Source organism: Halomonas shantousis, assembly GCF_054654615.1.
The window spans coordinates 3,367,242-3,393,941 of record NZ_BAAIER010000002.1 but is presented as its reverse complement, the minus strand read 5'-3'; the positions used below and the strand labels follow the sequence as shown (position 1 = coordinate 3,393,941).

General features: G+C 63.1%; 18 protein-coding genes and 3 tRNA genes. 18 read left to right on the top strand and 3 right to left on the bottom strand.

What is annotated here, in order from left to right:
* The first annotated feature begins 1 nt into the window (after position 1).
* From aroB to eno, 7 genes are all read left to right on the top strand, one after another.
* Complete coding sequence (aroB, locus tag ACYQ12_RS16020; RefSeq protein ID WP_459873672.1) at positions 2 to 1,108, top strand: 3-dehydroquinate synthase; 1,107 nt, start codon at positions 2 to 4, stop codon at positions 1,106 to 1,108.
* A 422-nt stretch (positions 1,109 to 1,530) separates the two neighbouring features.
* Positions 1,531 to 5,985: a glutamate synthase large subunit gene (gene gltB / locus ACYQ12_RS16015; protein ID WP_459873669.1), complete on the top strand. Its 4,455-nt coding sequence runs from the start codon at positions 1,531 to 1,533 to the stop codon at positions 5,983 to 5,985.
* 14 nt (positions 5,986 to 5,999) lie between these two features.
* Entirely contained in the window at positions 6,000 to 7,433 is a 1,434-nt protein-coding gene (locus ACYQ12_RS16010) for an FAD-dependent oxidoreductase (RefSeq protein WP_459873666.1), read from the top strand.
* Between the two features lie 140 nt (positions 7,434 to 7,573).
* Complete coding sequence (locus ACYQ12_RS16005) at positions 7,574 to 8,137, top strand: cupin domain-containing protein (protein ID WP_459873664.1); 564 nt, start codon at positions 7,574 to 7,576, stop codon at positions 8,135 to 8,137.
* 125 nt (positions 8,138 to 8,262) lie between these two features.
* Positions 8,263 to 9,918 carry a CTP synthase gene (gene pyrG / locus ACYQ12_RS16000; RefSeq protein ID WP_459873662.1) on the top strand — a complete coding sequence of 552 codons (1,656 nt, stop codon included), beginning with the start codon at positions 8,263 to 8,265 and terminating at the stop codon, positions 9,916 to 9,918.
* Between the two features lie 9 nt (positions 9,919 to 9,927).
* Positions 9,928 to 10,779, top strand: a complete 852-nt coding sequence (gene kdsA / locus ACYQ12_RS15995; protein WP_459873660.1) for a 3-deoxy-8-phosphooctulonate synthase — start codon at positions 9,928 to 9,930, stop codon at positions 10,777 to 10,779.
* Positions 10,780 to 10,825: 46 nt separating this feature from the next.
* Positions 10,826 to 12,121, top strand: a complete 1,296-nt coding sequence (gene eno / locus ACYQ12_RS15990; RefSeq protein ID WP_459873658.1) for a phosphopyruvate hydratase — start codon at positions 10,826 to 10,828, stop codon at positions 12,119 to 12,121.
* Positions 12,122 to 12,637: 516 nt separating this feature from the next.
* Here the strand turns inward: eno and fdxA are convergent.
* Positions 12,638 to 12,961, bottom strand: a complete 324-nt coding sequence (gene fdxA, locus ACYQ12_RS15985; protein WP_459873656.1) for a ferredoxin FdxA — start codon at positions 12,959 to 12,961, stop codon at positions 12,638 to 12,640.
* 167 nt (positions 12,962 to 13,128) lie between these two features.
* The gene (gene mutS, locus ACYQ12_RS15980; RefSeq protein WP_459873654.1) at positions 13,129 to 15,699 is read right to left on the bottom strand and encodes a DNA mismatch repair protein MutS; all 2,571 of its coding nucleotides are present in this window, start codon (positions 15,697 to 15,699) and stop codon (positions 13,129 to 13,131) included.
* A gap of 127 nt (positions 15,700 to 15,826) precedes the next feature.
* Here mutS and ACYQ12_RS15975 point away from each other — a divergent pair, with 127 nt between their 5' ends.
* From ACYQ12_RS15975 to ACYQ12_RS15935, 9 genes are all read left to right on the top strand, one after another.
* On the top strand, positions 15,827 to 16,339 hold the full coding sequence (locus tag ACYQ12_RS15975) for a CinA family protein (RefSeq protein ID WP_459873652.1): 513 nt from the start codon (positions 15,827 to 15,829) through the stop codon (positions 16,337 to 16,339).
* Between the two features lie 189 nt (positions 16,340 to 16,528).
* On the top strand, positions 16,529 to 17,593 hold the full coding sequence (gene recA, locus ACYQ12_RS15970) for a recombinase RecA (RefSeq protein WP_459873650.1): 1,065 nt from the start codon (positions 16,529 to 16,531) through the stop codon (positions 17,591 to 17,593).
* A gap of 3 nt (positions 17,594 to 17,596) precedes the next feature.
* The gene (locus tag ACYQ12_RS15965; RefSeq protein ID WP_459873648.1) at positions 17,597 to 18,073 is read left to right on the top strand and encodes a regulatory protein RecX; all 477 of its coding nucleotides are present in this window, start codon (positions 17,597 to 17,599) and stop codon (positions 18,071 to 18,073) included.
* Between the two features lie 245 nt (positions 18,074 to 18,318).
* On the top strand, positions 18,319 to 20,922 hold the full coding sequence (alaS, locus tag ACYQ12_RS15960; protein WP_459873645.1) for an alanine--tRNA ligase: 2,604 nt from the start codon (positions 18,319 to 18,321) through the stop codon (positions 20,920 to 20,922).
* Between the two features lie 82 nt (positions 20,923 to 21,004).
* Positions 21,005 to 22,255, top strand: coding sequence for an aspartate kinase (locus ACYQ12_RS15955; protein WP_459873643.1), 1,251 nt, complete (start codon positions 21,005 to 21,007; stop codon positions 22,253 to 22,255).
* A gap of 200 nt (positions 22,256 to 22,455) precedes the next feature.
* Positions 22,456 to 22,656 carry a carbon storage regulator CsrA gene (gene csrA, locus ACYQ12_RS15950; RefSeq protein ID WP_459873641.1) on the top strand — a complete coding sequence of 67 codons (201 nt, stop codon included), beginning with the start codon at positions 22,456 to 22,458 and terminating at the stop codon, positions 22,654 to 22,656.
* Positions 22,657 to 22,841: 185 nt separating this feature from the next.
* A tRNA-Ser gene (locus tag ACYQ12_RS15945) sits at positions 22,842 to 22,934 on the top strand.
* Positions 22,935 to 22,973: 39 nt separating this feature from the next.
* Positions 22,974 to 23,050 (top strand) — tRNA-Arg (locus ACYQ12_RS15940).
* A gap of 81 nt (positions 23,051 to 23,131) precedes the next feature.
* Positions 23,132 to 23,208, top strand: a tRNA-Arg gene (locus ACYQ12_RS15935).
* Positions 23,209 to 23,395: 187 nt separating this feature from the next.
* On the opposite strand, the gene ACYQ12_RS15930 is transcribed toward ACYQ12_RS15935, so the two are convergent.
* Entirely contained in the window at positions 23,396 to 24,370 is a 975-nt protein-coding gene (locus ACYQ12_RS15930) for a tRNA dihydrouridine synthase (RefSeq protein ID WP_459874536.1), read from the bottom strand.
* Positions 24,371 to 24,529: 159 nt separating this feature from the next.
* Here ACYQ12_RS15930 and ACYQ12_RS15925 point away from each other — a divergent pair, with 159 nt between their 5' ends.
* Positions 24,530 to 24,781, top strand: a complete 252-nt coding sequence (locus ACYQ12_RS15925; RefSeq protein WP_459873639.1) for an OadG family protein — start codon at positions 24,530 to 24,532, stop codon at positions 24,779 to 24,781.
* A 68-nt stretch (positions 24,782 to 24,849) separates the two neighbouring features.
* The gene (gene oadA / locus ACYQ12_RS15920; protein ID WP_459873637.1) at positions 24,850 to 26,694 is read left to right on the top strand and encodes a sodium-extruding oxaloacetate decarboxylase subunit alpha; all 1,845 of its coding nucleotides are present in this window, start codon (positions 24,850 to 24,852) and stop codon (positions 26,692 to 26,694) included.
* The last annotated feature ends 6 nt before the right edge of the window (positions 26,695 to 26,700 follow it).

Genomic DNA, 26,700 nt, shown 5'->3' with positions numbered 1-26,700 from the left:
CATGACCGTTGCTTCCGATTCCCCGCAGACCCTGACCGTCGATCTCGGCGAGCGCCGCTATCCCATCCACATCGGCCCGGGGCTGCTCGGGGATGCCGCCTGGCTGCGTCCCCACCTGGCCGGGCGTCAGGTCATGATCGTCACCAACGAGGTGGTGGCGCCGTTGTATCTCGAGACCTTCAAGCAGGGGCTGGATGACGACCTCGACGTGCGCGAAGTCATTCTTCCCGATGGCGAGCACACCAAGACCCTGGCCTCCGTGGAGCGTATCTGGGATGCCCTGCTGGAGGCCGGTTTCAACCGGCGCTGTACCCTGGTGGCGCTGGGCGGCGGCGTGATCGGCGACATGGCAGGCTATGCCGCGGCCTGTTACCAGCGTGGCGTGGCTTTCGTTCAGGTGCCGACCACGCTGTTGGCCCAGGTCGATTCTTCGGTCGGCGGCAAGACCGGCGTCAACCATCCGCGCGGCAAGAACATGATCGGCGCCTTCTGGCAGCCGCGCGCAGTGATCATCGATACCACGACCCTGCACAGCCTGCCGTCGCGGGAACTCTCGGCCGGTCTGGCGGAGGTGATCAAGTATGGCCTGATTCGCGATGCGGCATTTCTCGACTGGCTCGAAGCCCGCATGGCGGATCTGCGCTCCCTCGACGACGCGGCGCTGACCGAAGCGATTCTGAAAAGCTGTGCCGCCAAGGCCGAGGTGGTCGCCGAGGACGAGACCGAGCAGGGCGTACGTGCCTTGCTCAATCTCGGCCACACCTTCGGTCATGCCATCGAGACGGCCCAAGGCTATGGTGCCTGGTTGCATGGTGAAGCTGTTGGAACCGGCATGCTGATGGCGGCCGAGCTGTCGCGGCGGCTGGGCTGGCTGAGTCCGGCCGAAACCGAGCGGGTCGCGGCGCTTGTCGCTTCGGCAGGCCTGCCCCAAGCCGCGCCCCGGTCGATGGATGCCGACGACTTCCTGCGCCTGATGCGGCTCGACAAGAAGAACATCGATAGCCGGTTGCGTCTGGTTCTGCTGCGCCGCCTGGGCGAGGGGTGCATATTCGATGAAACCCCGCCGGAACTGCTGCGCGATCTGCTGACGACATTCCCTCGCGCCTGACCTTGCCTGCCCGATGCGACGACGCCTGCCAATCCGGCAGGCGTCGTCGTTTTCGCCTGTCTGTTTCAAGCGTATTATGGTGATTCGGCAAAACAATCCGCATGCCTCATGCATGATTGGCATGGGGTGGGTTGAGGAAATTAGACCAAAGTTTATATAGAGGTCATTTCTGGAAATTAATTCCTAAGTCGCTGAAAGCGCAAGGTTTTTGCAGGGATTTTCGGCTAAGGTCGCGATTTTGCGAATATTTTGTGCCGAATGGCGAGGCGGGGATTTGCGCGCCTAGGGGAGTGCGGCTATGCTAGGCAGCCTTTTTGCGTCGACATTTTGCCCTCCGTGACATCGGCATAAATAAAAGAAAACCGAACACTATATAGCGCATCTGTCCTGGATACAAGTTTCTACGATTGTGAGGCACGCCCATGATGAGAGGTCTCCACCAGCCTGGCGAGTTCCGCGACAACTGTGGCTTTGGCCTGATTGCCCATATGGAAGGCAAGGCCAGCCACGACCTGTTGAAGACGGCCATCGAATCCCTGACCTGCATGACCCATCGCGGCGGCATCAACTCCGACGGCCGGACCGGCGATGGCTGCGGTCTGCTGTTCACCATGCCCGACGCCTTCATGCGGGCCGTGGCGCGTGAGGAACTGAACGTCGAATTGGGCGGGCAGTACGCCGTCGGCAGCGTGTTCCTTCCCGACGATGACGTGCGCGAGTCGCATGCCCGCGAGGTGCTGGAAGGCGAGCTCGCCGAGCGCGGCTTGAGCGTCAAGGGCTGGCGCGCGGTGCCTCACGATTCCAGCGTCTGCGGGCCGATCGCCCTGGCGTGCCAGCCGCGTATCCGTCAGATCTTCGTTGAGCCCCATGCCGAGCGCCGCGACGACAAGCTCTTCAATGTCGACCTGTTCATGGCGCGGCGTTACGCCGAGCAGAAGCTGGCCCGCGAGGAGGATTTCTACGTCAGTTCGCTGTCATCCAAGGTCATCTCCTATAAAGGCCTGATGATGCCGGAGGACCTGCCGACGTTCTATCTGGACTTCGGCGACGAGCGTATGGAAATCTCGATCTGCGTTTTCCACCAGCGTTTCTCGACCAATACCGCGCCGCGCTGGCCCCTGGCTCAACCGTTCCGCTTTCTCGCCCACAACGGCGAGATCAATACCATCGAGGCGAACCGCAATTGGGCCAACGCGCGCAAGGAGAACTTCATCTCCGAGTTGCTGCCCGAGATCACCGAGCTCGATCAGGTGGTCAATACCGTGGGTTCCGACTCCTCGAGCATGGATAACATGCTCGAGGTGCTGATGACCGGTGGCATGGAACTCTATCGTGCCGTGCGTCTGATGGTGCCGCCGGCCTGGCAGAACGTCGAGACCATGGATGGCGACCTGCGCGCCTTCTATGAGTACAACTCCATGCACATGGAGGCCTGGGACGGTCCGGCCGGCATCGTGGTCACCGACGGGCGCCATGCGGTGTGCATGCTCGATCGCAACGGCCTGCGTCCGGCGCGCTGGGTGATCACGGACAACGGTTATATCACCCTGTCCTCGGAGATCGGCGTATGGAGCTACTCGCCCGAGAGCGTCGTGGCCAAGGGGCGTGTCGGACCGGGACAGATTCTCTCCGTCGATACGCATACCGGCGAGGTGCTGCATACCGCCGATATCGATGAGCAGCTGAAATCCGCCTATCCTTACAAGCGCTGGCTCAACGAGAATGCCAGCTACCTCGAGTCGTCCTTGACCGAGCTGGCGCGCTTCCAGCCGATGGATACCGACCAGCTGGGCGTCTACCAGAAGATGTTCCTGGTCACCAACGAGGAACGCGACCAGATCCTGCGCCCGCTCGCCGAATCCGGCCAGGAGGCGGTCGGTTCGATGGGTGACGATACCCCCATGGCGGTCCTTTCAAGCCAGCCGCGGATGCTGAGCGATTATTTCCGCCAGAAATTCGCTCAGGTCACCAACCCGCCGATCGACCCGCTGCGTGAAGCGATCGTCATGTCGCTGGAGACCTGTCTGGGCGCCGAGCGTAACGTCTTCGAGGCCACGCCCGAGCACGCCCACCGCCTGATCCTGACCACGCCGGTGCTGTCGCCGCGCAAGTTCACCGCGCTGACCACCCATGAGGATCCCGCCTTTGCCAGCGAAACGCTGTCGCTGGGCTACGATCCCGAGGCGTTCGGCCTCAAGCAGGCGATCAAGGCGCTGTGTCAGTCAGCCGAAGAGGCCGCGCGCAACGGCAAGGTAGTACTGGTGCTCTCCGATTGCGGCCTGGAGAAAGGCCGGCTGCCGATCCATCCGGCGCTGGCCGTCGGTGCGGTACATCACTCCCTGGGCCGCCTGGGGTTGCGTACTCACATCAATCTGGTGGTCGAGACCGGCTTCGCTCGCGACTCGCATCAGTTGGCCGTGCTGTTCGGTGTCGGGGCCACGGCGGTCTATCCCTATCTCGCCTATCAGGTGATGGCCGACATGCACCGCACCGGTGATCTGATCGGTGATCCGGCCGAGTCGCGCGAGAACTACCGCAAGGGCATGCAGAAAGGGCTGTTCAAGATCCTCTCCAAAATGGGGATATCGCACATCGCCTCCTACCGCGGCGCCCAGCTGTTCGAGGCAGTGGGGTTGTCCTCCGAGGTCATGGAGCTGTGCTTTCCGGGCATGGCGTCACGCATCGAGGGGACCGGCTTCGCCGAACTGCAGTTGCAGCAGGAACTGCTGGCGCGCGAGGCGTGGATTCCCCGCAAGGCGGCGCGCCAGGGGGGGCTCTACAAGTTCGTCTACGGTTATGAATACCACGCCTTCAACCCCGACGTGATCAAGGCGCTGCAGGCCGCGGTGCAACAGGGCGACTACGGCAAGTGGAAGCAGTTCGCGCAGTTGGTCAACGAGCGTCCGGTGGCGACCATCCGCGATCTGTTGAAGCTCAAGCCCGCGGACCAGCCGCTGCCGCTCGATGAAGTCGAGCCGGTCGAGGCGTTGCTGCCGCGTTTCGATAGTGCCGGCATGAGTCTCGGTGCCCTGTCACCGGAGGCCCACGAGGCACTGGCCCAGGCCATGAACGAGTCCGGTGGACGCTCCAACTCCGGTGAGGGCGGCGAGGATCCGGCACGCTACGGCACCATCCGCAGCTCGAAGATCAAGCAGGTCGCCTCGGGCCGCTTCGGCGTGACGCCGGCCTATCTGGCCAACGCCGAGGTGCTGCAGATCAAGGTGGCGCAGGGAGCCAAGCCCGGCGAAGGCGGCCAGCTGCCCGGCGGCAAGGTCAACGAGCTGATCGCGCGGCTGCGTTACGCGGTACCTGGCGTGACGCTGATTTCGCCGCCCCCGCACCATGACATCTACTCGATCGAGGATCTGGCCCAGCTGATCTTCGACCTGAAGCAGGTCAATCAGGAGGCGCTGGTCTCGGTCAAGCTGGTCTCCGAGCCGGGCATCGGGACCATCGCCACCGGTGTGGCCAAGGCCTATGCGGATCTGATCACCGTCTCCGGCTACGATGGCGGCACCGCGGCAAGCCCGCTGACCTCGATCAAGCATGCCGGCAGTCCCTGGGAGCTGGGCCTGCCCGAGGTGCACCAGGCGCTGCGCATCAATGGCCTGCGCGACAAGATCCGCCTGCAGACCGATGGCGGCCTGAAGACCGGGCTCGACGTGGTCAAGGCGGCGATCCTCGGTGCCGAGAGCTTCGGCTTCGGCACTGCGCCGATGGTCTCGCTGGGCTGCATCTACCTGCGCATCTGTCACTTGAACAACTGCGCCACCGGCGTCGCGACGCAGAACGACTATCTGCGCGGCGAGCACTTTCGCGGCACGGTGGACATGGTCAAGAACTACTTCCGCTTCGTTGCCGAGGAGGCGCGCGAGATCATGGCCATGCTCGGCGTGCGTCAGCTCACCGATCTGATCGGGCGCACGGACCTGCTCGAGAAGATCGAGGGGCAGACACGCTCGCAGAAGAAGCTGGTGCTCGATTCGTTGCTCTCCAACGACTGGGTACCCGAGGATGCGCCGCGCCATTGCGAAGTGCAGCGCAACATGCCGCACGACCTGGCGAGCAAGAACGAGGAGATCCTCGACGCACTCAGGGACACCATCGAGCACAAGAAGGGCGGTGAGTTCACCTTCACCATCAGCAACTGCGACCGTTCGGTGCCGGCGCGCGTCTCCGGCGAAGTCGCCAAGCGCTATGGCGAGGTCGGCCTGGAGGATGCGCCGGTGACCCTGCGCCTGACCGGCGTGGCGGGGCAGAGCTTCGGGGTGTGGAACGCCCGCGGCCTGAACCTCTATCTCGAGGGCGATGCCAACGACTATGTCGGCAAGGGCATGAATGGCGGCAAGCTGGTGATCACGCCGCCCAAGGGCAGCCGTTTCGAGAGTCACAAGACCGCGATCATCGGCAATACCTGCCTGTACGGCGCCACCGGTGGCAAGCTGTTTGCTGCGGGGACGGCCGGGGAGCGCTTCGCGGTGCGCAACTCAGGCGCCCATGCCGTCATCGAGGGGGCGGGCGACCACTGCTGCGAGTACATGACCGGCGGGTTGGTCTGTGTGCTCGGTGATACCGGCCTCAACTTCGGCGCGGGCATGACCGGCGGCTTTGCCTACGTCATCGACCAGGATCGCACCTTCGTCGACCGCTACAACCATGAGCTGGTCGAGATTCATCGTATCAACACTGAGGCCATGGAGGCGTATCGGCGCCATCTGCGTGAAGTCATCCAGGAATACGTCGCCGAGACCCACTCCGTGCGCGGGCAGGAGATTCTGAGCAATTTCTCCGATTACATCCGCCATTTCTGGCTGGTCAAGCCCAAGGCGGCAAGCCTCAACGGCCTGCTCGCCGAGTCCCGTCGTCGGCCTGAGTGAGAGGAGAAGCAGACATGGCTAACCGTTTATCCAATGATTTTCAGTTCATTGACGTTGCTCGCAAGGACCGTACCAAGAAGGATGCGCGGCTGCGCGTGAAGGAGTTCGCGGAAATCTACGAACCCTTCCGCCCCCAGGAAGCCGCCAGCCAGGCGCATCGCTGCCTGCACTGCGGCAATCCCTACTGCGAGTGGAAGTGTCCGGTACACAACTACATCCCCAACTGGCTGAAGCTGGTCGCCGAGGGGAACATCATGGAAGCTGCCGAGCTGTCGCATCGCACCAACACGCTGCCCGAGGTGTGCGGTCGCGTCTGTCCCCAGGAGCGGCTTTGCGAAGGGGCCTGCACCCTGAACGACGGCTTCGGGGCGATCACCATCGGCTCGATCGAGAAGTACATCGCCGAGACCGCCTTCGCCATGGGCTGGCGACCGGACATGTCCAAGGTCGAGTGGACCGACAAGCGCGTGGCGGTGATCGGTGCCGGTCCGGCGGGACTGGGCTGCGCCGACATCCTGGTACGCAACGGCGTCAAGCCGGTGGTATTCGACCGCTACCCGGAAATCGGCGGACTGGTTACCTTCGGCATTCCCGAATTCAAGCTCGAAAAGCACGTCATGAAGCGTCGCCGGGCGATATTCGAGGAGATGGGCATCGAATTTCGTCTGAACGTGGAAATCGGCCGTGATATCGAGTTCCAGCAGCTGCTCGACGAGTACGATGCGGTGTTCATGGGTATGGGCACCTACAAGTACATGGAAGGCGGTTTCCCCGGTGAGGACATGCCCGGCGTGCACAAGGCGCTCGACTTCCTGATCGACAATATCAACCACAACCTGGGCTTCAATGTCGAAACTTCCGAGCACGTGTCGATGAAGGGAAAGCGCGTGGTGGTGCTCGGGGGTGGCGATACGGCGATGGACTGCAACCGGACTTCCATCCGTCAGGGCGCGACCAGCGTGACCTGTGCCTACCGGCGCGACGAAGCCAACATGCCCGGTTCCAAGCGCGAGGTGGCCAGCGCCCGCGAGGAGGGCGTCGACTTCCTGTTCAATCGTCAGCCGGTGGCCATCGTCGGCGAAGAACGGGTGGAAGGCGTCAAGCTGGTGCGCACGCGCATGGGCGAGCCCGACGAGAAGGGGCGTCGCAGTGCCGAGGTGGTGCCGGGCTCCGAGGAGGTCGTTCCCGCCGATGAGGTGATCATTGCCTTCGGTTTTCAGCCCAGCGAGATCGCCTGGTTCGAGACCCACAACATCGAGATCGACTCGCGGGGTCGCGTGGCGGCCAAGGAACAGGGTCAGCTGATCAAGGACAAGTTCGCCTTCCAGACGTCGAACGAGAAGGTCTTTGCCGGTGGCGACATGGTGCGCGGCTCCGATCTGGTGGTCACCGCCGTTTACGAGGGGCGCAAGGCGGCCGAGGGTATCCTCGACTATCTCGAGATATAACACGGCAAGCTCGAGGTATAACGCGGCAAGGTGTCGTTTCGCTGCTCTCGCAACCCCGGTTCAAGGACCGGGGTTCTGGTTTTCCCTATCCCCAATCGGGACTAGTCTGGAGACAGTGACGATCCGACAGGGAGAACGATATGGCGGAACATGACGTGGCAACCATGCTGAGCGAGCTGGGTTTGGCCGCCGGCTCGGGCACCTCCGTCGTTCCCGAGACGGCGACATTCGAGGATGACGGGGCCACTCCCAACACTTCGCTGCCTGCATTGCTGTTTCGCTCGCAGGGCACCGATCTCGAAGATGAGGCGCTGGCAATGCGCTTCGAGCGTCTGTATTCCGCCCACGGCTGGCCGCCGAGCTGGCGCGGCGGTGTCTACGACTATCATCACTACCACTCCACCGCCCACGAAGCGCTGGCGGTCATCGCAGGCAACGCCAGGCTGCGTCTGGGCGGCGAGGCGGGGCGGGATTTCGACGTGCGATCCGGTGACCTGCTGGTGCTGCCCGCCGGAACCGGCCATTGCCGCTTGTCGGCCAGCGAGGATTTTCAGGTCACCGCGGCTTACCCCCAGGATCAGCCCGAGGTGGATCTGATCCGCGCCGACCCCGCCGAGCACGATGCGTCGGTCGCACGCATTCAGCGCCTTTCGCAGCCTGAGCGCGATCCGCTGGGCAGTGCCATGTCCCACTGGTGGTCGTGATACTGTGAAGGTGACAACGGTACCGGGCGGCAAAATTGAGCGCTCGGGCCGGATCTGCTATTCTGGCGTCCCATCCAGGCCTGACTTCCTCCCCGGGCCTTCTGATCACGATTAACAGGTTCTCCATGACACGATATATCTTCGTGACCGGCGGCGTTGTGTCCTCTCTCGGCAAGGGCATCGCGTCGGCTTCCCTCGCGGCGATTCTCGAGGCGCGTGGCCTCAGGGTCACGATCCTCAAGCTGGATCCGTACATCAACGTGGACCCGGGCACCATGAGCCCGTTCCAGCATGGCGAGGTGTTCGTTACCGAAGACGGCGCGGAAACCGACCTGGATCTGGGCCACTACGAGCGCTTTATCCGCTCGAAGATGACCCAGGCCAACAACTTCACCACCGGACGCGTCTACGAACATGTGCTGCGCAAGGAGCGCCGCGGTGACTATCTTGGCGGTACCGTGCAGGTCATTCCGCATATCACCGACGAGATCAAGCGCCGGGTGATCGCCGGGGGCGAGGGCTTCGACGTGGCATTGGTGGAGATCGGCGGCACGGTGGGCGACATCGAGTCGCTGCCGTTCCTGGAGTCGATCCGCCAGCTGCGCAGCGAGGTGGGCGCCAACCGGGCGCTGTTCATGCATCTGACCCTGGTGCCCTACATCAAGACCGCCGGCGAGACCAAGACCAAGCCGACCCAGCACAGCGTCAAGGAGCTGCGCTCGATCGGTATCCAGCCGGATATCCTGATCTGTCGCAGCGAGGTCGAGCTCGAGGAGAGCGAGCGGCGCAAGATCGCGCTGTTCACCAACGTCGAGGAGCGTGCCGTCATCCCGCTGCAGGATGCGGATACCATCTATCGCATTCCGCTGATGCTTCACGAGCACGGGCTCGACGAGATCGTCTGCGACAAGCTGCGGCTCGAGGCGCCCGAGGCCGATCTCACCGAGTGGGTGCATGTGCTCGACGCCAAGCTCAATCCGCTCAAGTCGATCAATATCGCCATGGTCGGCAAGTACATGGAGCTGCTCGATGCCTACAAGTCGCTCAACGAAGCGCTGATCCACGCCGGCATCCAGACGCGGGTCAAGGTCAACATCGACTACATCGACTCCGAGGATATCGAGCGTCACGGCACCGATCGGCTGTCCGGCAAGGATGCGATCCTGGTCCCGGGCGGCTTCGGCGAGCGCGGCGTGGAAGGCAAGATCCTGACCGCCCGCTACGCCCGCGAGAACGGCATCCCCTATCTGGGGATCTGTCTGGGCATGCAGGTGGCGGTCATCGAGTACGCGCGTCACGTGGTGGGCTGGGAGGATGCCAACTCCACCGAGTTCACCCGCGATACCAAGCATCCCGTGGTCGGCCTGATCACCGAATGGATCAATGCCGAGGGCGAGATCGAGCTGCGTGACGAGGCCTCCGATCTGGGGGGCACCATGCGACTCGGCGGTCAGGTCTGCCATCTCAAGACGGGCACCCGGGCGCATCAGGCCTACGGTCTGGAAGATATCACCGAGCGCCATCGTCATCGCTTCGAGGTCAACAACCAGTTCATCGATGAAATCGAGCGTGCGGGCTTGGTGATCTCCGGCAAGAGCGTCGACAATTCCCTGGTGGAGATGATCGAATTGCCGGATCACCCCTGGTACGTGGCCTGCCAGTTCCATCCGGAGTTCACCTCCACGCCTCGTGACGGCCACCCGCTGTTCACCGGCTTCGTCAATGCGGCGGTGGAACACAAGGCGGCACGCAACCGTATGCATGCTCAGGTACAGAACTGAGGACACGCCATGGAAGACATGCAGAAAACCATTGAATTCGCCGGCCTCAGGGCCGGCAATTCATTGCCGATGATGTTGTTTGGCGGCATGAACGTGCTGGAGTCTCGCGAGCTGGCCTTCGAGGTGGCAGAGACCTATGTGGAAGTCACCCGCAGGCTCGGGATTCCCTACGTGTTCAAGGCCAGCTTCGACAAGGCCAACCGCAGCTCGATTCACTCCTTTCGCGGACCGGGCCTCGAGAAGGGGTTGGAGTGGCTGGCCGATATCAAGGCACGCTTTGACGTGCCCATCATCACCGATGTGCATGAGCCCTGGCAGGCGCAACCGGCAGCTCAGGTAGCGGATGTCATCCAGCTGCCGGCCTTTCTGGCGCGCCAGACGGATCTGGTGGTGGCCATGGCCCAGACCGGCGCGGTGATCAACATCAAGAAGCCGCAGTTCCTCGCCCCGCACGAGATGCGCCATATCATCAGCAAGTGCCAGGAAGCCGGCAACGACAGGCTGCTCCTCTGCGAGCGCGGCTCGAGCTTCGGCTACAATAATCTGGTCGTCGACATGCTCGGCTTCGGTGAGATGAAGCAGACCGGTTATCCGCTGGTCTTCGACGTCACCCACTCCCTGCAGCGTCCCGGCGGGCGCAGTGACAGCGCGGGGGGGCGACGCGCCCAGGTCTTCGAGCTGGCCAGGGCCGGTGTCGCCGTCGGCCTGGCAGGCCTGTTTCTGGAGGCGCACCCGGACCCGGACAAGGCGCGCTGCGATGGCCCCAGTGCCTTGCCGCTGGACAAGCTGGAGCCGTTCTTGGGCCAGCTCAAGGCCCTCGATGACTGGGTCAAGGGACTCCCCGAGGTCCAGGTGCAATAATTCGATTCCCGACCACGCTGAACCACGACATTAAGGAAGATTGAACATGGCAGAGATCGTCGATATCCGCGGCCTTGAAGTGCTCGATTCACGGGGCAATCCTACCGTGTACGCCGAGGTGGTGCTCAAGAGCGGTGTCAAGGGCAGCGCCTGTGCCCCGAGCGGCGCATCCACCGGCTCACGCGAGGCGCTCGAGCTGCGTGACGGCGACAAGTCGCGCTATCTGGGCAAGGGCGTGCTGAAGGCGGTCGATGCCGTGAACGGCAGGATCCGTGAACGTCTGCTGGGCATGGATGCGCTGGACCAGCGTGGCCTGGACAGTGCCATGCTCGAACTCGACGGGACCGACAACAAGGCGAATCTCGGCGCCAACGCCATTCTTGCCGTCTCCCTGGCGGCCGCCAAGGCGGCTGCGGTCGAGCAGGGCATTCCCCTCTACGCCCACATGGCTGCGCTCTACGGTCAGCCGGGCCAGTACAGCATGCCGGTGCCGATGATGAACATCCTCAATGGCGGCGAGCATGCCGACAACAACGTCGATATCCAGGAGTTCATGGTGCAGCCGGTCGGCGCACCGAACTTCCGCGAAGCGCTGCGCATGGGCGCGGAGATCTTTCATGCCCTGAAGAAGGTGCTCTCGGCCAAGGGACTGTCGACGTCGGTCGGCGACGAAGGCGGTTTCGCGCCCAATCTTTCCTCCAATGCCGAAGCGCTGGCGGTGATCAAGCAGGCGGTGTCCGAGGCCGGCTATACCTTGGGGCAGGATGTGACCCTGGCACTGGACTGCGCCTCCTCGGAGTTCTATCAGGACGGACAGTACACGCTGGCCGGTGAAAGCAAGAGCTTCGATTCAGCCGGGTTCGCCGACTATCTTGCGGAGTTGGTCGAGGAGTACCCGATCGTCTCCATCGAGGACGGCATGGACGAATCCGACTGGGACGGCTGGAAGGCACTGACCGATAAGCTGGGCGACAAGGTGCAGTTGGTGGGCGACGATCTGTTCGTCACCAATACGCGTATCCTCAAGCGCGGCATCGACGAGTCCATCGGCAACTCCATCCTGATCAAGTTCAACCAGATCGGGTCGCTCTCCGAGACCCTGGATGCGATCAAGATGGCTCAGGACGCCGGCTTCACCGCGGTGATCTCGCATCGCTCCGGCGAGACCGAGGACACCACTATCGCCGATCTGGCCGTGGCCACATCCGCCGGACAGATCAAGACCGGCTCACTGTGCCGCAGCGATCGTGTGGCCAAGTACAACCGCTTGCTGGTCATCGAGCAGGAACTGGGCGACAAGGCACGCTATCCGGGACGTCAGGCCATCAAGGGCCAAGGCTGAGTCTCGCGAAGGCCGAGAAACCTTCTCGGCCGGTCGTGGCTGAACAGTCGATGGACAAAAGGGCCGCCGCATGGCGGCCCTTGGCGTTGCAGCGGCGCCGGGTACCCAGGGCTGAGCATATTGAATTAAGAAACTCACCTTGGCGGGGCAAGATAACCATCTTGCCGATATCGGGAGGTTTCGTAACAATCGCATCCAGGAAAAGCAGGAGAACTTTCCTGCAACATGCAGCGGAATGCGACGGTTCGATGACGGTGCGCTTGGTGCAACAGGGTGTCGCTTCCAGGCAGGGAACGTACCTCAGGAGTATGGGCGAAGGGAGTTGCCCGAGGAGAGGCTGGGAGCCGGACGGTCCTGCTGGGCCGTCTTCATGTTAGGCGCGCGGTAACAAAAAGGGGCTGCCTTCGGGCAGCCCCTTTTTCTTTCTAGAGTTTTTTCTATCCAACGCTTTTTCTAGAGCATGTTGGGTCCATGGCGGGATGCATCGCTTGCCCGCTGCAAGCGATGCAGGGAGGTTTATCGCTCCAGAAACTGCTTCTTGTCCGGCTTGCCGTCCCACTCCTCGGCCTCGGGCAGCGGATCCTTCTTCTCGGTAATGTTGGGCCACACCTCGGAGAGGTCGGCATTGATCTCGATGAAATCCTTCTGGCCGTCCGGCAACTCGTCTTCCGAGAAAATCGCTTCGGCGGGACACTCCGGCTCGCAAAGGGCGCAGTCGATACACTCGTCGGGGTGAATCACCAGGAAATTGGGACCTTCATAGAAGCAATCTACCGGGCAGACCTCGACGCAGTCGGTGTACTTGCAGCGGATACAGTTTTCGGTGACGACGAATGTCATGGAGCCTCCCGGAATCACGGTAACGCCCGCGCCTGGGCTGGGTCTGCCTGGCGGGTAATAAGGTTATAAAGATGGGCTGTTTTATAAGCAGCCATTCTAATGGCGACCCATTCTAGTCGCCTCTTTCCATGCACGGCAAGCGGTGGCGCTCATCGGGGACGCAGTATTCAGCACTGAGCGCGCCACTTGTACAACAGATTCAGCGCCTCGCGCGGCGCCAGGCTATCCAGATCGAGTTGTACCAAGGCATCCACGACAGGGTGCGGCGTGGCGGCGAACAGGTCGGCCTGCTGGGGCATGCCCGCCATGGGCTTCGACTGCGCGGCCTGGTGCACTTCCTGCTGCTCGAGCCCCGCCAGCTTTTCACGAGCCCGCTGGATAACGCTTTGTGGCACCCCGGCCAGTTGGGCGACCTGCAATCCGTAACTCTGGCTGGCGGGCCCCTCCTCGACGCGATGCATGAAGACGATGCCATCCTGATGCTCGGCGGCGGTCAGGTGCACGTTGGCCACGCCACTGGCCTGTTCGGCCAGTGCCGTCATCTCGAAGTAGTGCGTGGCGAACAGGGTATAGGCTCGCGTGCGGGTCAGATGCTCGGCACTGGCCCAGGCCAGCGACAGCCCGTCGAAGGTGCTGGTGCCGCGACCGATTTCGTCCATCAGTACCAGACTTTCATGCGTGGCGTTGTGCAGGATGCTGGCGGTCTCGGTCATCTCCACCATGAAGGTGGAACGTCCCCCGGCCAGATCGTCCGAGGAGCCGATACGGGTGAAGATGCGATCCACCGGGCCGATCTCGGCACTATCGGCGGGCACGAAGCTGCCGGTGTAGGCGAGCAGCACGATCAGGGCCGCCTGCCGCATGTAGGTGGATTTACCGCCCATGTTGGGGCCGGTGATCACCAGCATGCGCCGATGGTCGTCGAGCCGCAGGTCGTTGGGTACGAACGGGTGGGTGCTGACTTGCTCGACCACCGGATGGCGGCCGCCGCGTATGCTCAGCCCCGGAGTCTCCTGAAGCAGCGGACGGGTCAGGTCCAGGGCTAGCGCGCGCTCGGCGAAGGTCGCCAGCACGTCGAGTGCCGCCAGGGCCCGGCCGGTGCCCTGCAGGGGCTGCAGCTCGGCGTTCAGGGTGTCGATCAGGCCTTCATAAAGCAGCTTTTCACGCGCCAGCGCACGAGACTTGGCGGACAGCGCCTTATCCTCGAACTCCTTGAGCTCGGGAATGATGAAGCGTTCGGCGTTCTTGAGCGTCTGGCGACGGATATAGTCGGCAGGCACCTCGCGGGCCTGGGCGCGGGGAATCTCGATGAAGTAGCCATGCACCCGGTTGTAGCCGACCTTGAGTCCGGCAAGGCCCGTGCGCGTGCGCTCGCGGCTTTCGAGCTCGACCAGGTAGTCTCCGGCATGTTCGGCCAGGCCGCGGTACTCGTCGAGTTCGGCGTCGAAACCGTCGGCGATCACGCCGCCGTCGCGGATCACCACGGGCGGGCTGTCGATCAGGGCGCGTGACAGAGTGTCGGCCAGCTCGGGATAGGGGCGGATGTGTCGGCGCATCTCGTCCAGCGCGGAGCCCTCTTCCAGGTCCGCCAGATGCCGCTGCAGATCGGGCAAGGCAAGGAGTGCATCGCGCAGCCGCGCCAGATCGCGGGGACGGGCGCTGCACAGGGCGATGCGAGCCAGGATGCGCTCGATATCGCCGATCGGCTTGAGACCGTCGCGGATGTCCAGGTAATGGTCGCCGTCTATCAGCTGCTGCACGGCGGCCTGACGGCCGGTGACCTGCGTCCGGTCGCGCAGCGGCCGGTTCAGCCAGCGCTTGAGCAGGCGCGAACCCATCGCCGTGGCCGTGGTGTCGAGCACGCTGGCCAGGGTGTTGTCGCTGCCGCCGCCGAGATTGATGTCGATCTCCAGATTGCGGCGGCTGGCGGCATCGATGACCACCGACTCGTCGCGGGCTTCCACGGCGAGTGCCGTGACGTGAGGCAGGCGCGAGCGCTGGGTGTCGCGGGCATAGTCGAGCAGCACGCCGGCCGCCGTGATGGCTCGCGACAGATGCGCGCAGCCGAAACCGCGCAGATCGGCGACGCCGAACTGGTCGCACAACAGCCGCTCGGCGGTTTCGCCGTCGAACAGCCAGTCACTCTGACGCTTGAGGCCGGCACGCTCGGCCAGCGCCGGCGGCAGGTCGAGACTCTCCGCCGCCAGCAGCTCCGCAGGGGAGAGGCGATGGATCTCGGCCAGCATGTCGGCATCACTGTCGACTTCCAGCACGCAGAAATGGCCGCTCGAGAGTTCCAGCCAGGCCAGGCCCCAGTGATCCTCGTGAGCATGCAGGGCGACCAGCAGGTTGTCGCGGCGTGCATCGAGCAGGGCCTCGTCGTGAAGGGTGCCCGGGGTCACGATGCGTACCACCTGACGTTCGACCGGGCCCTTGGCTGCGGCCGGGTCGCCCATCTGCTCACAGATCGCCACGGATTCGCCGGCCCTGACCAGTCGTGCCAGATAGCCTTCGGCGCTATGGTAGGGCACGCCGGCCATGGGAATCGGCTTGCCTGACGACTGCCCGCGGGCGGTCAGGGTGATGTCGAGTAACTGGGCGGCACGCTTGGCATCGTCGAAGAACAGCTCGTAGAAATCCCCCATGCGATAGAAAAGCAGCACATCGGGGTGTTCGCGCTTGATCTTGAGATACTGCGCCATCATCGGCGTATGCTGAGTCGCGGTGGCCTGTGCCATGCGGGTCCTTGTTGCTGGGGTCTGCAATCGGGATCAAATGGCACTATTCTACGCGCTCAGGTGTCCATCGTCAGGAGGCTGTCGACGCCGGATGCCAATTTCGCCTATCTGCCCCGTGGAGTTGCACATGCCTTCGATTCCTGATGCCCTGATGCGCCTCGACAGCGACGCTTTGAGTGAGCGGCTCGGGCGGGCTTGCCTGGCGCGTGGCGTGTCGGTCACGACTGCCGAGTCCTGCACCGGAGGCGGCGTCGCCAGCGCCATCACCGCCATTGCCGGCAGCTCGGGCTACTTCGAGACCGGTTACGTGACCTACTCCAACGGCGCCAAGGCGCGTCTGCTGGGCGTGAGCGAGTCGACCCTGGCCACGCATGGCGCCGTGAGTCGCGAGACGGTGGCGGCCATGGTGGCGGGTGCCTGCCGGGAGAGCGGTGCGGCGCTGGGCGTGGCGATCAGCGGCATTGCCGGGCCGGGTGGGGGCAGCGCCGAGAAGCCGGTGGGGACGGTGTGGTTTGCCTGGGGGGACGAGCGGTCGCAGGAGGCGCTCTGCCAGTGCCTTGCGGGAGATCGCCGAGCGGTACGCGAACAGGCGGTACGCGTGGCGCTGGCGGCTCTGGTGGCTCGCCTGGAGGCTGCGTGACACGGATGTCTACGCCACTTCAACGGCTTGGCGCTGGGTGTCGCGATTCAGGACGAATTGGCGCGCTTTTTCTATAGGCGGCACGGAATTTTTTCGTCATAATACTGTCTAGTCATACAGTGTTTTATGCAGTATCGAGACCGGCCGGTGCGCTGCGTCTCTCTTTTCACGTCCTAACAGGAGACGTTCATGGCACAGGACGACAACCGTTCCAAAGCTCTCAATGCGGCGCTGTCCCAGATCGAGCGCCAGTTCGGCAAGGGCACCGTCATGCGCCTGGGCGACACGCCGCGGGTCGTGATGCCTTCGGTATCCACCGGATCGCTGGGCCTGGATATCGCGCTGGGGATCGGTGGCTTGCCTTTCGGTCGCGTCGTCGAGATCTTCGGGCCGGAGTCCTCGGGCAAGACCACGCTGACCCTGTCGGTCATCGCCCAGGCCCAGAAGCAGGGCAAGACCTGCGCCTTCATCGATGCCGAGCATGCGCTGGATCCGAGCTACGCCGAGAAACTGGGCGTCAATCTCGACGATCTGCTGGTCTCGCAGCCGGACACCGGCGAGCAGGCGCTGGAGATTTGCGACATGCTGGTGCGCTCCGGCGGTGTCGACGTGATCATCATCGACTCGGTAGCGGCGCTCACCCCGCGTGCCGAAATCGAAGGCGAGATGGGCGATTCCCACGTCGGGCTGCAGGCGCGCCTGATGTCCCAGGCGTTGCGCAAGATTACCGGCAACATCAAGAATGCCAACTGCATGGTGGTGTTCATCAACCAGATCCGCATGAAGATCGGGGTGATGTTCGGCAACCCGGAAACCACCACCGGGGGCAACGCGCTGAAGTTCTATTCCAGCGTGCGCCTCGATATCCGACGTACCGGATCGGTCAAGCAGGGCGATGAAGTCACGGGCAACGAAACCCGTGTCAAGGTGGTCAAGAACAAGGTGGCGCCACCGTTCCGTCAGGCCGAGTTCCAGATTCTCTACGGCAAGGGCATCTACCATGCCGGCGAAGTGGTCGATCTTGGCGTGCAGTGCAAGCTGGTCGACAAGGCCGGTGCCTGGTACAGCTATCAGGGCAACAAGATCGGCCAGGGCAAGGCCAACGCCGCGCAGTTCCTCGAGGACAACCCGGCAATCATGGACGAGATCGAGACCCAGATCCGTGGTCAGCTGCTTTCCACGCCGACGCCCAAGGAGAAGGAAGAGCCCGAGGCGGCGGAAGTGGACGATCTCGGCGACGACACGTTGCTGTAAGCCATGCTTCGGTCTTCGACACCGAGCGAGTCCACGCCGGGCGAGTCCACGCCACGAGACGATGCGATCCGTCTGCTGGGTCGGCGCGAGTATTCTCGCGCCGAGCTGATGACCCGGTTGCGGGCTCGCGGTCACGAGAGCGTTGCCATCAACGAGGCGCTCGATGCGCTGGCCGAGCAGGGGTTGCAGTCGGATACCCGGTTTGCCGAGGTCTTCGTGCGCTCGCGTATCATGCGCGGCCAGGGTCCGGTCAAGATTCGTGCCGAGCTGGGGGCGCGCGGTATCGACTCCTCCCTGATTGCCATGTCTCTGGAAGCGGTGGAAGTCGATTGGCAACAATTGGCTTGCGAGACTCTGGCACGCCGCTTCGACGGCCCCGGCCAGGGGCCGCGTGAACGTGCCCGGCGAGAGCGTTTTCTCGCCGGGCGCGGTTTCGATTTTTCCCAGGTCCGTTACGCTCTTGGCCATGCCTGGTCATGAGCCCATCCGAAGCCTCGCAGTGAAGTGCGACACCTTGCGCCTGGTGCCGGGTTTCACCTGCTATCGCGCCCTTTCTGTGGCGTTTCGCGTCTCACCTCCTCTTTAGTCCCGCGCCGAACGCGTTATACTAATGCGCTTTGTGACGGCTCAGGGCGCACGTTTGCCGTCATTTGCCCGCGTTTCCGTCCACAAGCCGCAGGGAAGAGCTGCGTGCCCGCAGTGCCCAACATCGCCACGGATCTTCTATGAAAAGCGCAGATATCAGACAGGCCTTTCTAACCTTCTTCGAGGAGCAGGGGCACACCATCGTGCCGTCGAGCTCGCTGGTGCCGGGCAACGATCCGACGCTGCTGTTCACCAATGCCGGCATGGTGCCGTTCAAGGACGTCTTCCTCGGTCGCGATCCGCGCCCCTACGTGCGCGCCACCTCGGCGCAGCGCTGCGTGCGGGCCGGCGGCAAGCACAACGATCTGGACAACGTCGGCTATACCGCGCGCCACCATACCTTCTTCGAGATGCTGGGCAATTTCAGCTTCGGTGACTACTTCAAGCGCGATGCGATCCGCTTTGCCTGGACGTTCCTGACCGAGGTGCTGGGGCTGCCCAAGGAGAAGCTGTGGGTCACCGTGCATGTCAGTGACGATGAGGCGGAGAAGATCTGGATCGAGGAGATCGGCGCCGACCCGACACGCTTCTCGCGGCTTGACGAGGACAACTTCTGGCAGATGGGCGACACCGGCCCCTGCGGGCCCTCCTCCGAGATTTTCTACGACCATGGGCCCGATGTCTTCGGTGGGCCTCCCGGCAGCCCCGATGAAGATGGCGACCGCTATATCGAGATCTGGAATCTGGTCTTCATGCAGTTCGATCGCGACGGCGCCGGTAACCTCAACCCGCTGCCCAAGCCGTCGATCGACACCGGTATGGGGCTGGAGCGCATGGCTGCAGTGATGCAGGGCGTGCACTCCAATTACGAGATCGATCTGTTCCAGAACCTGCTCAGGGCGGCAGCCCACGCCACCGGCCACGACGACATGGCCAACCCGTCGCTGCGGGTCATTGCCGATCATATCCGCTCCTGTGCGTTCCTGATCGCCGACGGCGTATTGCCCTCCAACGAGGGCCGCGGTTACGTGCTGCGCCGGATCATTCGGCGTGCCGTGCGCCACGGCCACAAGCTGGGCGCCAGTGAACCGTTCTTCCATACGTTAGTGGCAGCGCTGGATACCGAGATGGGCGAGGCCTATCCGGAGTTGCACAAGGCACGCAGCCAGATCGAGAGAGTGCTGCTCAAGGAGGAGGAGCAGTTCGCGCGGACGCTCGATCACGGCATGGGACTGCTCGATGCGGCGCTGGCGGAGCTCGACGGCGACGTGCTGCCGGGCGAGACGGTGTTCAAGCTCTATGACACCTACGGCTTCCCCTATGATCTTACCGCCGACGTCTGTCGCGAACGCGGCGTGACGCTGGATGAGGTGGGTTTCCAGCGCGAGCTCGAGGCGCAGCGGCAGCGCGCCCGGGCGGCCAGCCAGTTCGGGGCCGACTATACCGCGGGGCTGGAGCTGGAGGGCGAGACGGCCTTTACCGGCTATGACAAGCTCGAGGAAGATGCACACATCACGGCTCTGGTGGATGGCGAAGGGAATGCCCTGGCCGCCCTCGAGGAAGGCCAGAAAGGCATCGTCGTGCTCGATCGTACACCGTTCTATGGCGAGTCCGGTGGCCAGGCGGGTGACACCGGCTATCTCGAGAGCGAATCCGGCCGTTTCCAGGTCACCGATACCCAGAAGCAGGGCGGCCATCACCTGCATCACGGGGTGATGGCGGCCGGCAGCCTGAATGTCGGCAGCGCCGTCACGCCTCGGGTGGACGCCGGTCTGCGCGCCGCCACCATGCGCAACCACTCCGCCACGCACCTGATGCACGAGGCGCTGAAGCGCGTGCTGGGCGATCACGTTCAGCAGAAGGGCTCGCTGGTCACCGCCGAGCGTCTGCGCTTCGATTTCAGCCATTTCGAGGCCATGACGCCGGCGCAGCTCGACGAGGTCGAGCGTATCGTCAATGAGCAGATCCTGCTCAATGCCGCGACCACGGTCGAGCGCATGTCGCTCGACGAGGCCAAGGCCCGGGGGGCCAAGGCGCTGTTCGAGGCCAAGTACGCCGATGAGGTTCGGGTGCTGACCATCGGGGCCGGTGACTTCTCCATCGAGCTGTGTGGCGGTACCCACGTGGCGCGCAGTGGGGACATCGGCTGCTTCCACATCCTGGCCGAAACCGGTATCGCCGCCGGTGTGCGGCGCATCGAGGCGGTTACCGGTGAGGGAGCGCTGGCGTACTTCCGCGACCAGGAAGCGCGTGTGGCACGCATCGGCGAACGCCTCAGGGCCAAGCCGGAGCAGGTCGAGGAGCGCGTCGAATCGCTGCTGGAACGCAATCGCGGTCTCGAGAAGGAACTGGAACGGCTGAAGGCCAAGCTGGCCAGCGCCGCGGGCAGTGACATGCTCGCCGAGGCACGTGACGTGGCGGGCATCAAGGTGCTGGCCAGGCAGGTCGAGGGTGTGTCCGGCAAGGAGCTGCGCAACCTGCTGGACCAGCTCAAGCAGAAGCTTGGCTCCGGAGTGCTGGTGCTCGGCGTGAGCGACGGCGACAAGGTCAGCCTGATCGCCGGCGTCACCCAGGATCTCACCGGCCGTGTCAGGGCGGGAGATCTGGTCAATCATGTGGCCGCTCAGGTCGGTGGCAAGGGCGGCGGCCGGGCGGACATGGCCCAGGCCGGCGGCAGCGATGCTGCCGCCCTGCCGGCGGCGCTCGAGAGCGTGCCGGGCTGGGTCGAGTCTCAGCTACACTAAGGTTCTCTGAAGGGCCGGGCGCCGCATCGGCCCTTTTCGCGTTGATGATACGGACATAACATTCGCAACTACGGATACGCATATGGCGCTATACGTTCAGAAGTTCGGCGGTACCTCGGTGGGCTCGGTGGAGCGCATCAAGGCAGTGGCCGAGAAGGTCAAGCGATTCCGCGACGAGGGGCATCAGATCGTGGTGGTGGTATCCGCCATGAGCGGCGAGACCAACCGCCTCATCGAGCTGGCCGGCCAGATCAATGACGAGCCTACGCCGCGCGAGATGGATATGCTGGTGTCCACCGGCGAACAGGTCACCATTTCACTGCTTGCCATGGCGCTGCAGAAGCTGGGCGTGCCGGCGACCTCTTATACTGGGGCGCAGGTCGGCATTCGCACTGACAGCGCTCACACCAAGGCACGTATCCAGCGTATCGAGACCGATGATCTGCGCCAGGATCTCGCCGAGGGGCAGGTCGTGGTCGTTGCCGGTTTTCAGGGAGTCGACGAGGAAGGCAATATCACCACGCTGGGGCGCGGTGGCTCGGATACCACCGGCGTGGCATTGGCGGCGGCACTGAAAGCCGACGAGTGCCAGATCTATACGGATGTCGACGGTGTCTACACCACTGACCCGCGTGTCTGCTCCAAGGCGCAGCGCCTCGAAACCATTACTGTCGAGGAAATGCTCGAACTGGCCAGTCTAGGCTCCAAGGTGCTGCAGATCCGCGCCGTGGAGTTCGCCGGCAAGTACAATGTTCCCCTGCGCGTACTGTCCAGCTTCGAGGATGGCCCGGGGACACTGATCGTCGCAGACGCTGAAGAAGAAGAGGATTCCATGGAAGAACCGCTGATTTCGGGCATTGCCTTCACCTCCAACGAGGCCAAGCTGACTCTGCTCAATACACCGGACGTGCCGGGCGTCGCCTCGCGCATTCTGGGGCCCATTGCCGATGCCAACATCGAAGTCGACATGATCGTGCAGAACGTGGCGCCGGCCGGCGACTATACCGATTTCACCTTCACGGTGGCCAAGGGCGACTACAAGCAGACCATGAAGATCCTCAAGGAGCAGGTGATTCCTGACCTGGGGGGCGGTGAGCTGCGAGGTGACGACAACATTGCCAAGGTGTCGCTGGTGGGTGTCGGCATGCGCTCCCATGCCGGGGTGGCATCGAAGATGTTCCGTGTCCTGGCGCAGGAAAATATCAATATCCGCATGGTGTCGACTTCAGAAATCAAGATTTCGGTCGTTATTGATCAGAAGACCATGGAGCTGGCGGTACGTGCCCTGCATAGTGCTTTCGGTCTCGATAGCGACAGTATTCAGGGCAACTGAAACTTGCATTGTGTCCTGACGTTCTACGCTTATGGTGAAGGAACGCTGGAAAGGCCGGCTTGGCCTTTCCTCATGACGAGGCTCGGCGACGTCAAGGGATGTCGTTGGCCTCGCGGTAGGGGATGACGCATAATCGGCGCCCGCGCCGTCGCGTGACGATGTGTGCATTCCATAGGAGAAGCCCTGAAAGGAGATCAGTCATGCTCATCCTGACCCGACGTGTCGGTGAAACGCTTATGATCGGTGACGAGATTACCGTCACCGTGCTGGGCGTCAAAGGTAATCAAGTGCGTATCGGTGTCAATGCACCGAAGGATGTCGCCGTCCATCGTGAAGAAATTTATCAGCGCATCCAGCGTGAGAAGACGGAAAATGAGGATGGGAGTGGTTCGCTCGTCTGAAACGGTGTCGCCCGGGAATAAGAGCCGTTTTTTCTGGCTTATGCGTGTCTGACAGCGTAGCGTTTAGGTTTCGGTTGGCGCACGAGCGGCGGATTCCGGCAGATTGTCACTTAAGGCTTAAAAGTTTTTGCCTAGTCTCTGGACAACTTGCTTCAGAATCGGTAACATACGCGCCGTGTTGATGAGGAGAGGTGGCCGAGTGGCTGAAGGCGCTCCCCTGCTAAGGGAGTATGGGGTTTATAGCCCCATCGAGGGTTCGAATCCCTCCCTCTCCGCCATTCAAGTCTGATGGGTTGACATCAACATAATGAAGGCACGCGCCCGTAGCTCAGCTGGATAGAGTACCTGACTACGAATCAGGTGGTCGGAGGTTCGAATCCTCCCGGGCGCGCCATCTTCTTCAAGCAGACAGCAAGAAACGAGGTCTGCCGCTGTTGAAGAATAGGGGCAGAGGTTGCGCCCCGTGTTTCGATTAGCGCCCGTAGCTCAGCTGGATAGAGTACCTGACTACGAATCAGGTGGTCGGAGGTTCGAATCCTCCCGGGCGCGCCAGATTCAAGCCCCGTCCTCGTCAGAGGACGGGGCTTTCGTTTTTATTCATTGCATTTTCCCTGGCAGCCAGACCTGACGCGTCACATGCAGGAGGCCGCCATTGTAGGCACGCATCGGCGTGCCTTTTTTGTGTCTGGCATCTAGACGGTATCGGAACTGGATACCGGCGCGTCGTCAATGCTGGGGGTCATTTGCCTGCCAAGACGGTGACTGCATGGGATGTCGGTGCGCTAGAGTGACGAAGGGCGGCGAGAAAGGACTCGAGCTCGACCTGGCGCTTGAGATGCGAGAAATGCTGCGCTGCCTCGGCATCTCGCGTACGCATCTGGCTCAACCACTGCTTGAGAAGCGACAGGACGATCTTCTCGGGCAGTGCGGCGCGCTGCCTGTCGGCGTAGGCCAGCAGAATGCCGGCCTTGGCGGACCAGGGGGTTGATGGCAGGCGCTCGCCGGTACGTTGCCAGTGACGAATACGCCGAGCCAGCCAAGGATCGACGAGCATGCCGCGTCCGAGCATGACGTCGCGGCATCCCGACAGCGTACGTGCCTTCCAGTAATCTTCGAGCGACCAGATATCGCCGTTGGCGACGACCGGAATCGTCAGTCTGGCGCGGATACGGCCGATCCACTCCCAATGGGCGGGGGGGCGATACCCTTCACGACGTGTGCGTGCGTGCACGACCAGTTGGCTCGCGCCTGCATCTTCGGCCGCCTGAGCACAGGCCAGCGCCAGGCGGCGATCATCGAATCCCAGGCGAATCTTGGCGGTGACCGGAGTGCCGCTTGGCGCCAGGGCGTCGTGAACGGCGCGTACGGCGAGATAGACGCGTCGCGCATCGCGTAGCAGCGAGGCGCCGCCATCGTGCCGGTTGACGGTCTTGGCCGGACAGCCGAAGTTGAGATCCAGGCTCGGAGCGCCCAGGGATTGCGCCTGCAGCGCGTTCTCGGCCAGCGCGGCAGGCGCGGAGCCCAGCAACTGAAGGTGAACCGGGATCCCGCTGGGTGTCGCGACCTCGGTATCAGCCAGTTCGGGACAGTGGCGTAGAAAGACGCGCGGAGGGAGCCGGGCGTCGACGACACGCACGAATTCCGTGACGGTCCAGTCCAGAGCGCCATCGGCGGTCAGCAGGGCCCGGGTCGCGGCATCGATCACGCCTTCCATGGGGGCGAGGCCGAGGCGGCCATAAGTGGATGAAATCAACAGCGAATACTCAACAATGGTGCCATTGCAAAAAATTATGGATCAGGCAGATTGGCTTGATGCCCGTTTAACGTGCTGCAGGCCTGCATGCCGGGTAGCCATGACCAGGGAGCAATCGAGATGGAAGGATCACAACTGGTACAGGAAGGCTTCAGCCTGATGCTGTTCGGCATGGGCTTCGTCTTCGTGTTCCTGAGTGTGCTGGTAATCGCCATGAGTGCCATGTCGCGTCTGGTCATGCGTTTTGCACCGCAAGCGGCACCGGCCTCACGCAAGTCCAGCACCGCGGTGCCCGCACACGAGGATGGCGAACTGGTGGCGGTGATCAGTGCCGCCATTCAGCGCCACCGCCAGAGGCGGGACCGCCATTGATACCGCCCAGGCCGCAGGAAGCGGCCGGCAGAGTTTAACATGATTGAAATCACGAGCAGGATACCTTCATGAGCGAGAGCAAACGCCCCCTGGGCATTACCGACGTGGTGCTGCGCGACGCGCACCAATCGCTGTTTGCCACCCGCATGCGCCTGGACGACATGCTGCCTATCGCCGAGAAGCTCGACCGGGTCGGTTTCTGGTCGGTGGAGTCCTGGGGAGGTGCGACCTTCGATGCCTGCATCCGCTACCTCGGCGAGGATCCCTGGGCACGCATCCGGGCGCTCAAGGAGGCCATGCCCAACACGCCTCAGCAGATGCTGCTGCGCGGTCAGAACCTGCTCGGCTACCGGCACTACGCCGACGACGTGGTCGACAGGTTCGTCGAGCGGGCGCGCACCAACGGTATCGATGTGTTCCGTGTCTTCGATGCCATGAACGATCCACGCAACCTCGAGCGGCCGATCCAGGCGGTACTCAAGCAGAATGGCCATGCCCAGGGAACCATCTCCTATACCGTGAGCCCGGTCCACACCCTCGAGGGGTGGGTCGACCTGGCCCGGCGCATCGAGGACATGGGCGCTCACTCCATTGCCATCAAGGACATGGCCGGGCTGCTCACGCCCTATACCGCGTTCGAGCTGGTCTCCCGGCTCAAGGCCAGTCTGTCGATTCCTGTCCAGCTGCACTGCCATGCCACGACCGGGTTGTCGACTGCCACCATCGTCAAGGCCGTGGAGGCCGGTATCGACAACGTCGACACCGCCATCTCCTCGATGTCGATGACCTACGGGCACAGCCCCACCGAATCGGTGGTGGCGATCATGCAGGAAACCGACCGTGATACCGGGCTCGATCTGGCGCTGCTCGAGGATATCGCCGCCTACTTCCGCGAGGTGCGCAAGAAATATGCGGCTTTCGAGGGGTCGCTCAGGGGCATCGACTCGCGCATTCTGCTGGCCCAGGTGCCGGGCGGCATGCTGACCAACATGGAGAGCCAGCTCAAGGAGCAGGGCGCCGGTGACAAGCTCGACGACGTGCTGGCCGAGATTCCCAAGGTGCGCGAGGACCTGGGCTTCATTCCGCTGGTGACGCCGACGTCGCAGATCGTCGGGACGCAGGCGGTGATGAACGTGATGATGGGTGAACGTTACAAGTCCATCTCCAAGGAGGTCCAGGCACTGCTCAAGGGAGAATATGGCGCAGCTCCGGCCCCCTTCGATACCGGGCTCCAGAAACGGGTGCTGGAGGGGCGCGAGCCGATCACCTGCCGCCCCGCAGACAATCTCGAGCCGGAAATGGAGCGCCTGACCAAGGAGTTGCGCGGCAAGGCCCGGGAGGAGGGGATTCGTCTCGAAGACGGCGAACGGGAAGTCGACGACGTGTTGACCTATGCCCTGTTTCCGCAGATCGGCCAGAAATTTCTCAGGAACCGCGACAATCCCGAGGCTTTCGAGCCCGTACCCCAGGCGGCCCAGGCCCAGGCCCAGGCCCAGACACCAGCGGTCAGGAACAAGCCGGACGCGGCCGTCAGTGCTGCGCCGAACGGCGGGCCGGAAACCTACACCGTCAAGGTCAACGGCAAGGAATATATCGTCGAAGTCAGTGAAGGCGGCGATATCGGTCGAATCCAGGCCGGCAGTTCCGCACCTTCCAGCAACACATCGGCGGTTGCCCGCGACGAGACCTCGGCACCCTCGGCGGGAGAAGCGGTCACTGCCCCGCTGGCGGGCAACATCTTCAAGGTCAACGTCAAACCGGGCGACAGCGTTGCCGAGGGCGACGTGGTGATCATCCTCGAGGCCATGAAGATGGAGACAGAGGTGCGCACCAGCGTCGCCGGTACGGTCTCCGAGATCAAGGTCAAGGAAGGCGATAGCGTAGCTGTCGGCGACGAACTGGTTCTGCTCTGAGGCGCG

Bases quoted from the DNA above. Each gene is read 5' to 3' on its own strand.
- aroB (WP_459873672.1), top strand. From the start codon at position 2: ATGACCGTTGCTTCCGATTCCCCGCAGACCCTGACCGTCGATCTCGGC.
- gltB (WP_459873669.1), top strand. From the start codon at position 1,531: ATGATGAGAGGTCTCCACCAGCCTGGCGAGTTCCGCGACAACTGTGGC.
- ACYQ12_RS16010 (WP_459873666.1), top strand. From the start codon at position 6,000: ATGGCTAACCGTTTATCCAATGATTTTCAGTTCATTGACGTTGCTCGC.
- ACYQ12_RS16005 (WP_459873664.1), top strand. From the start codon at position 7,574: ATGGCGGAACATGACGTGGCAACCATGCTGAGCGAGCTGGGTTTGGCC.
- pyrG (WP_459873662.1), top strand. From the start codon at position 8,263: ATGACACGATATATCTTCGTGACCGGCGGCGTTGTGTCCTCTCTCGGC.
- kdsA (WP_459873660.1), top strand. From the start codon at position 9,928: ATGGAAGACATGCAGAAAACCATTGAATTCGCCGGCCTCAGGGCCGGC.
- eno (WP_459873658.1), top strand. From the start codon at position 10,826: ATGGCAGAGATCGTCGATATCCGCGGCCTTGAAGTGCTCGATTCACGG.
- fdxA (WP_459873656.1), bottom strand. From the start codon at position 12,961: ATGACATTCGTCGTCACCGAAAACTGTATCCGCTGCAAGTACACCGAC.
- mutS (WP_459873654.1), bottom strand. From the start codon at position 15,699: ATGGCACAGGCCACCGCGACTCAGCATACGCCGATGATGGCGCAGTAT.
- ACYQ12_RS15975 (WP_459873652.1), top strand. From the start codon at position 15,827: ATGCCTTCGATTCCTGATGCCCTGATGCGCCTCGACAGCGACGCTTTG.
- recA (WP_459873650.1), top strand. From the start codon at position 16,529: ATGGCACAGGACGACAACCGTTCCAAAGCTCTCAATGCGGCGCTGTCC.
- ACYQ12_RS15965 (WP_459873648.1), top strand. From the start codon at position 17,597: ATGCTTCGGTCTTCGACACCGAGCGAGTCCACGCCGGGCGAGTCCACG.
- alaS (WP_459873645.1), top strand. From the start codon at position 18,319: ATGAAAAGCGCAGATATCAGACAGGCCTTTCTAACCTTCTTCGAGGAG.
- ACYQ12_RS15955 (WP_459873643.1), top strand. From the start codon at position 21,005: ATGGCGCTATACGTTCAGAAGTTCGGCGGTACCTCGGTGGGCTCGGTG.
- csrA (WP_459873641.1), top strand. From the start codon at position 22,456: ATGCTCATCCTGACCCGACGTGTCGGTGAAACGCTTATGATCGGTGAC.
- ACYQ12_RS15930 (WP_459874536.1), bottom strand. From the start codon at position 24,370: ATGGAAGGCGTGATCGATGCCGCGACCCGGGCCCTGCTGACCGCCGAT.
- ACYQ12_RS15925 (WP_459873639.1), top strand. From the start codon at position 24,530: ATGGAAGGATCACAACTGGTACAGGAAGGCTTCAGCCTGATGCTGTTC.
- oadA (WP_459873637.1), top strand. From the start codon at position 24,850: ATGAGCGAGAGCAAACGCCCCCTGGGCATTACCGACGTGGTGCTGCGC.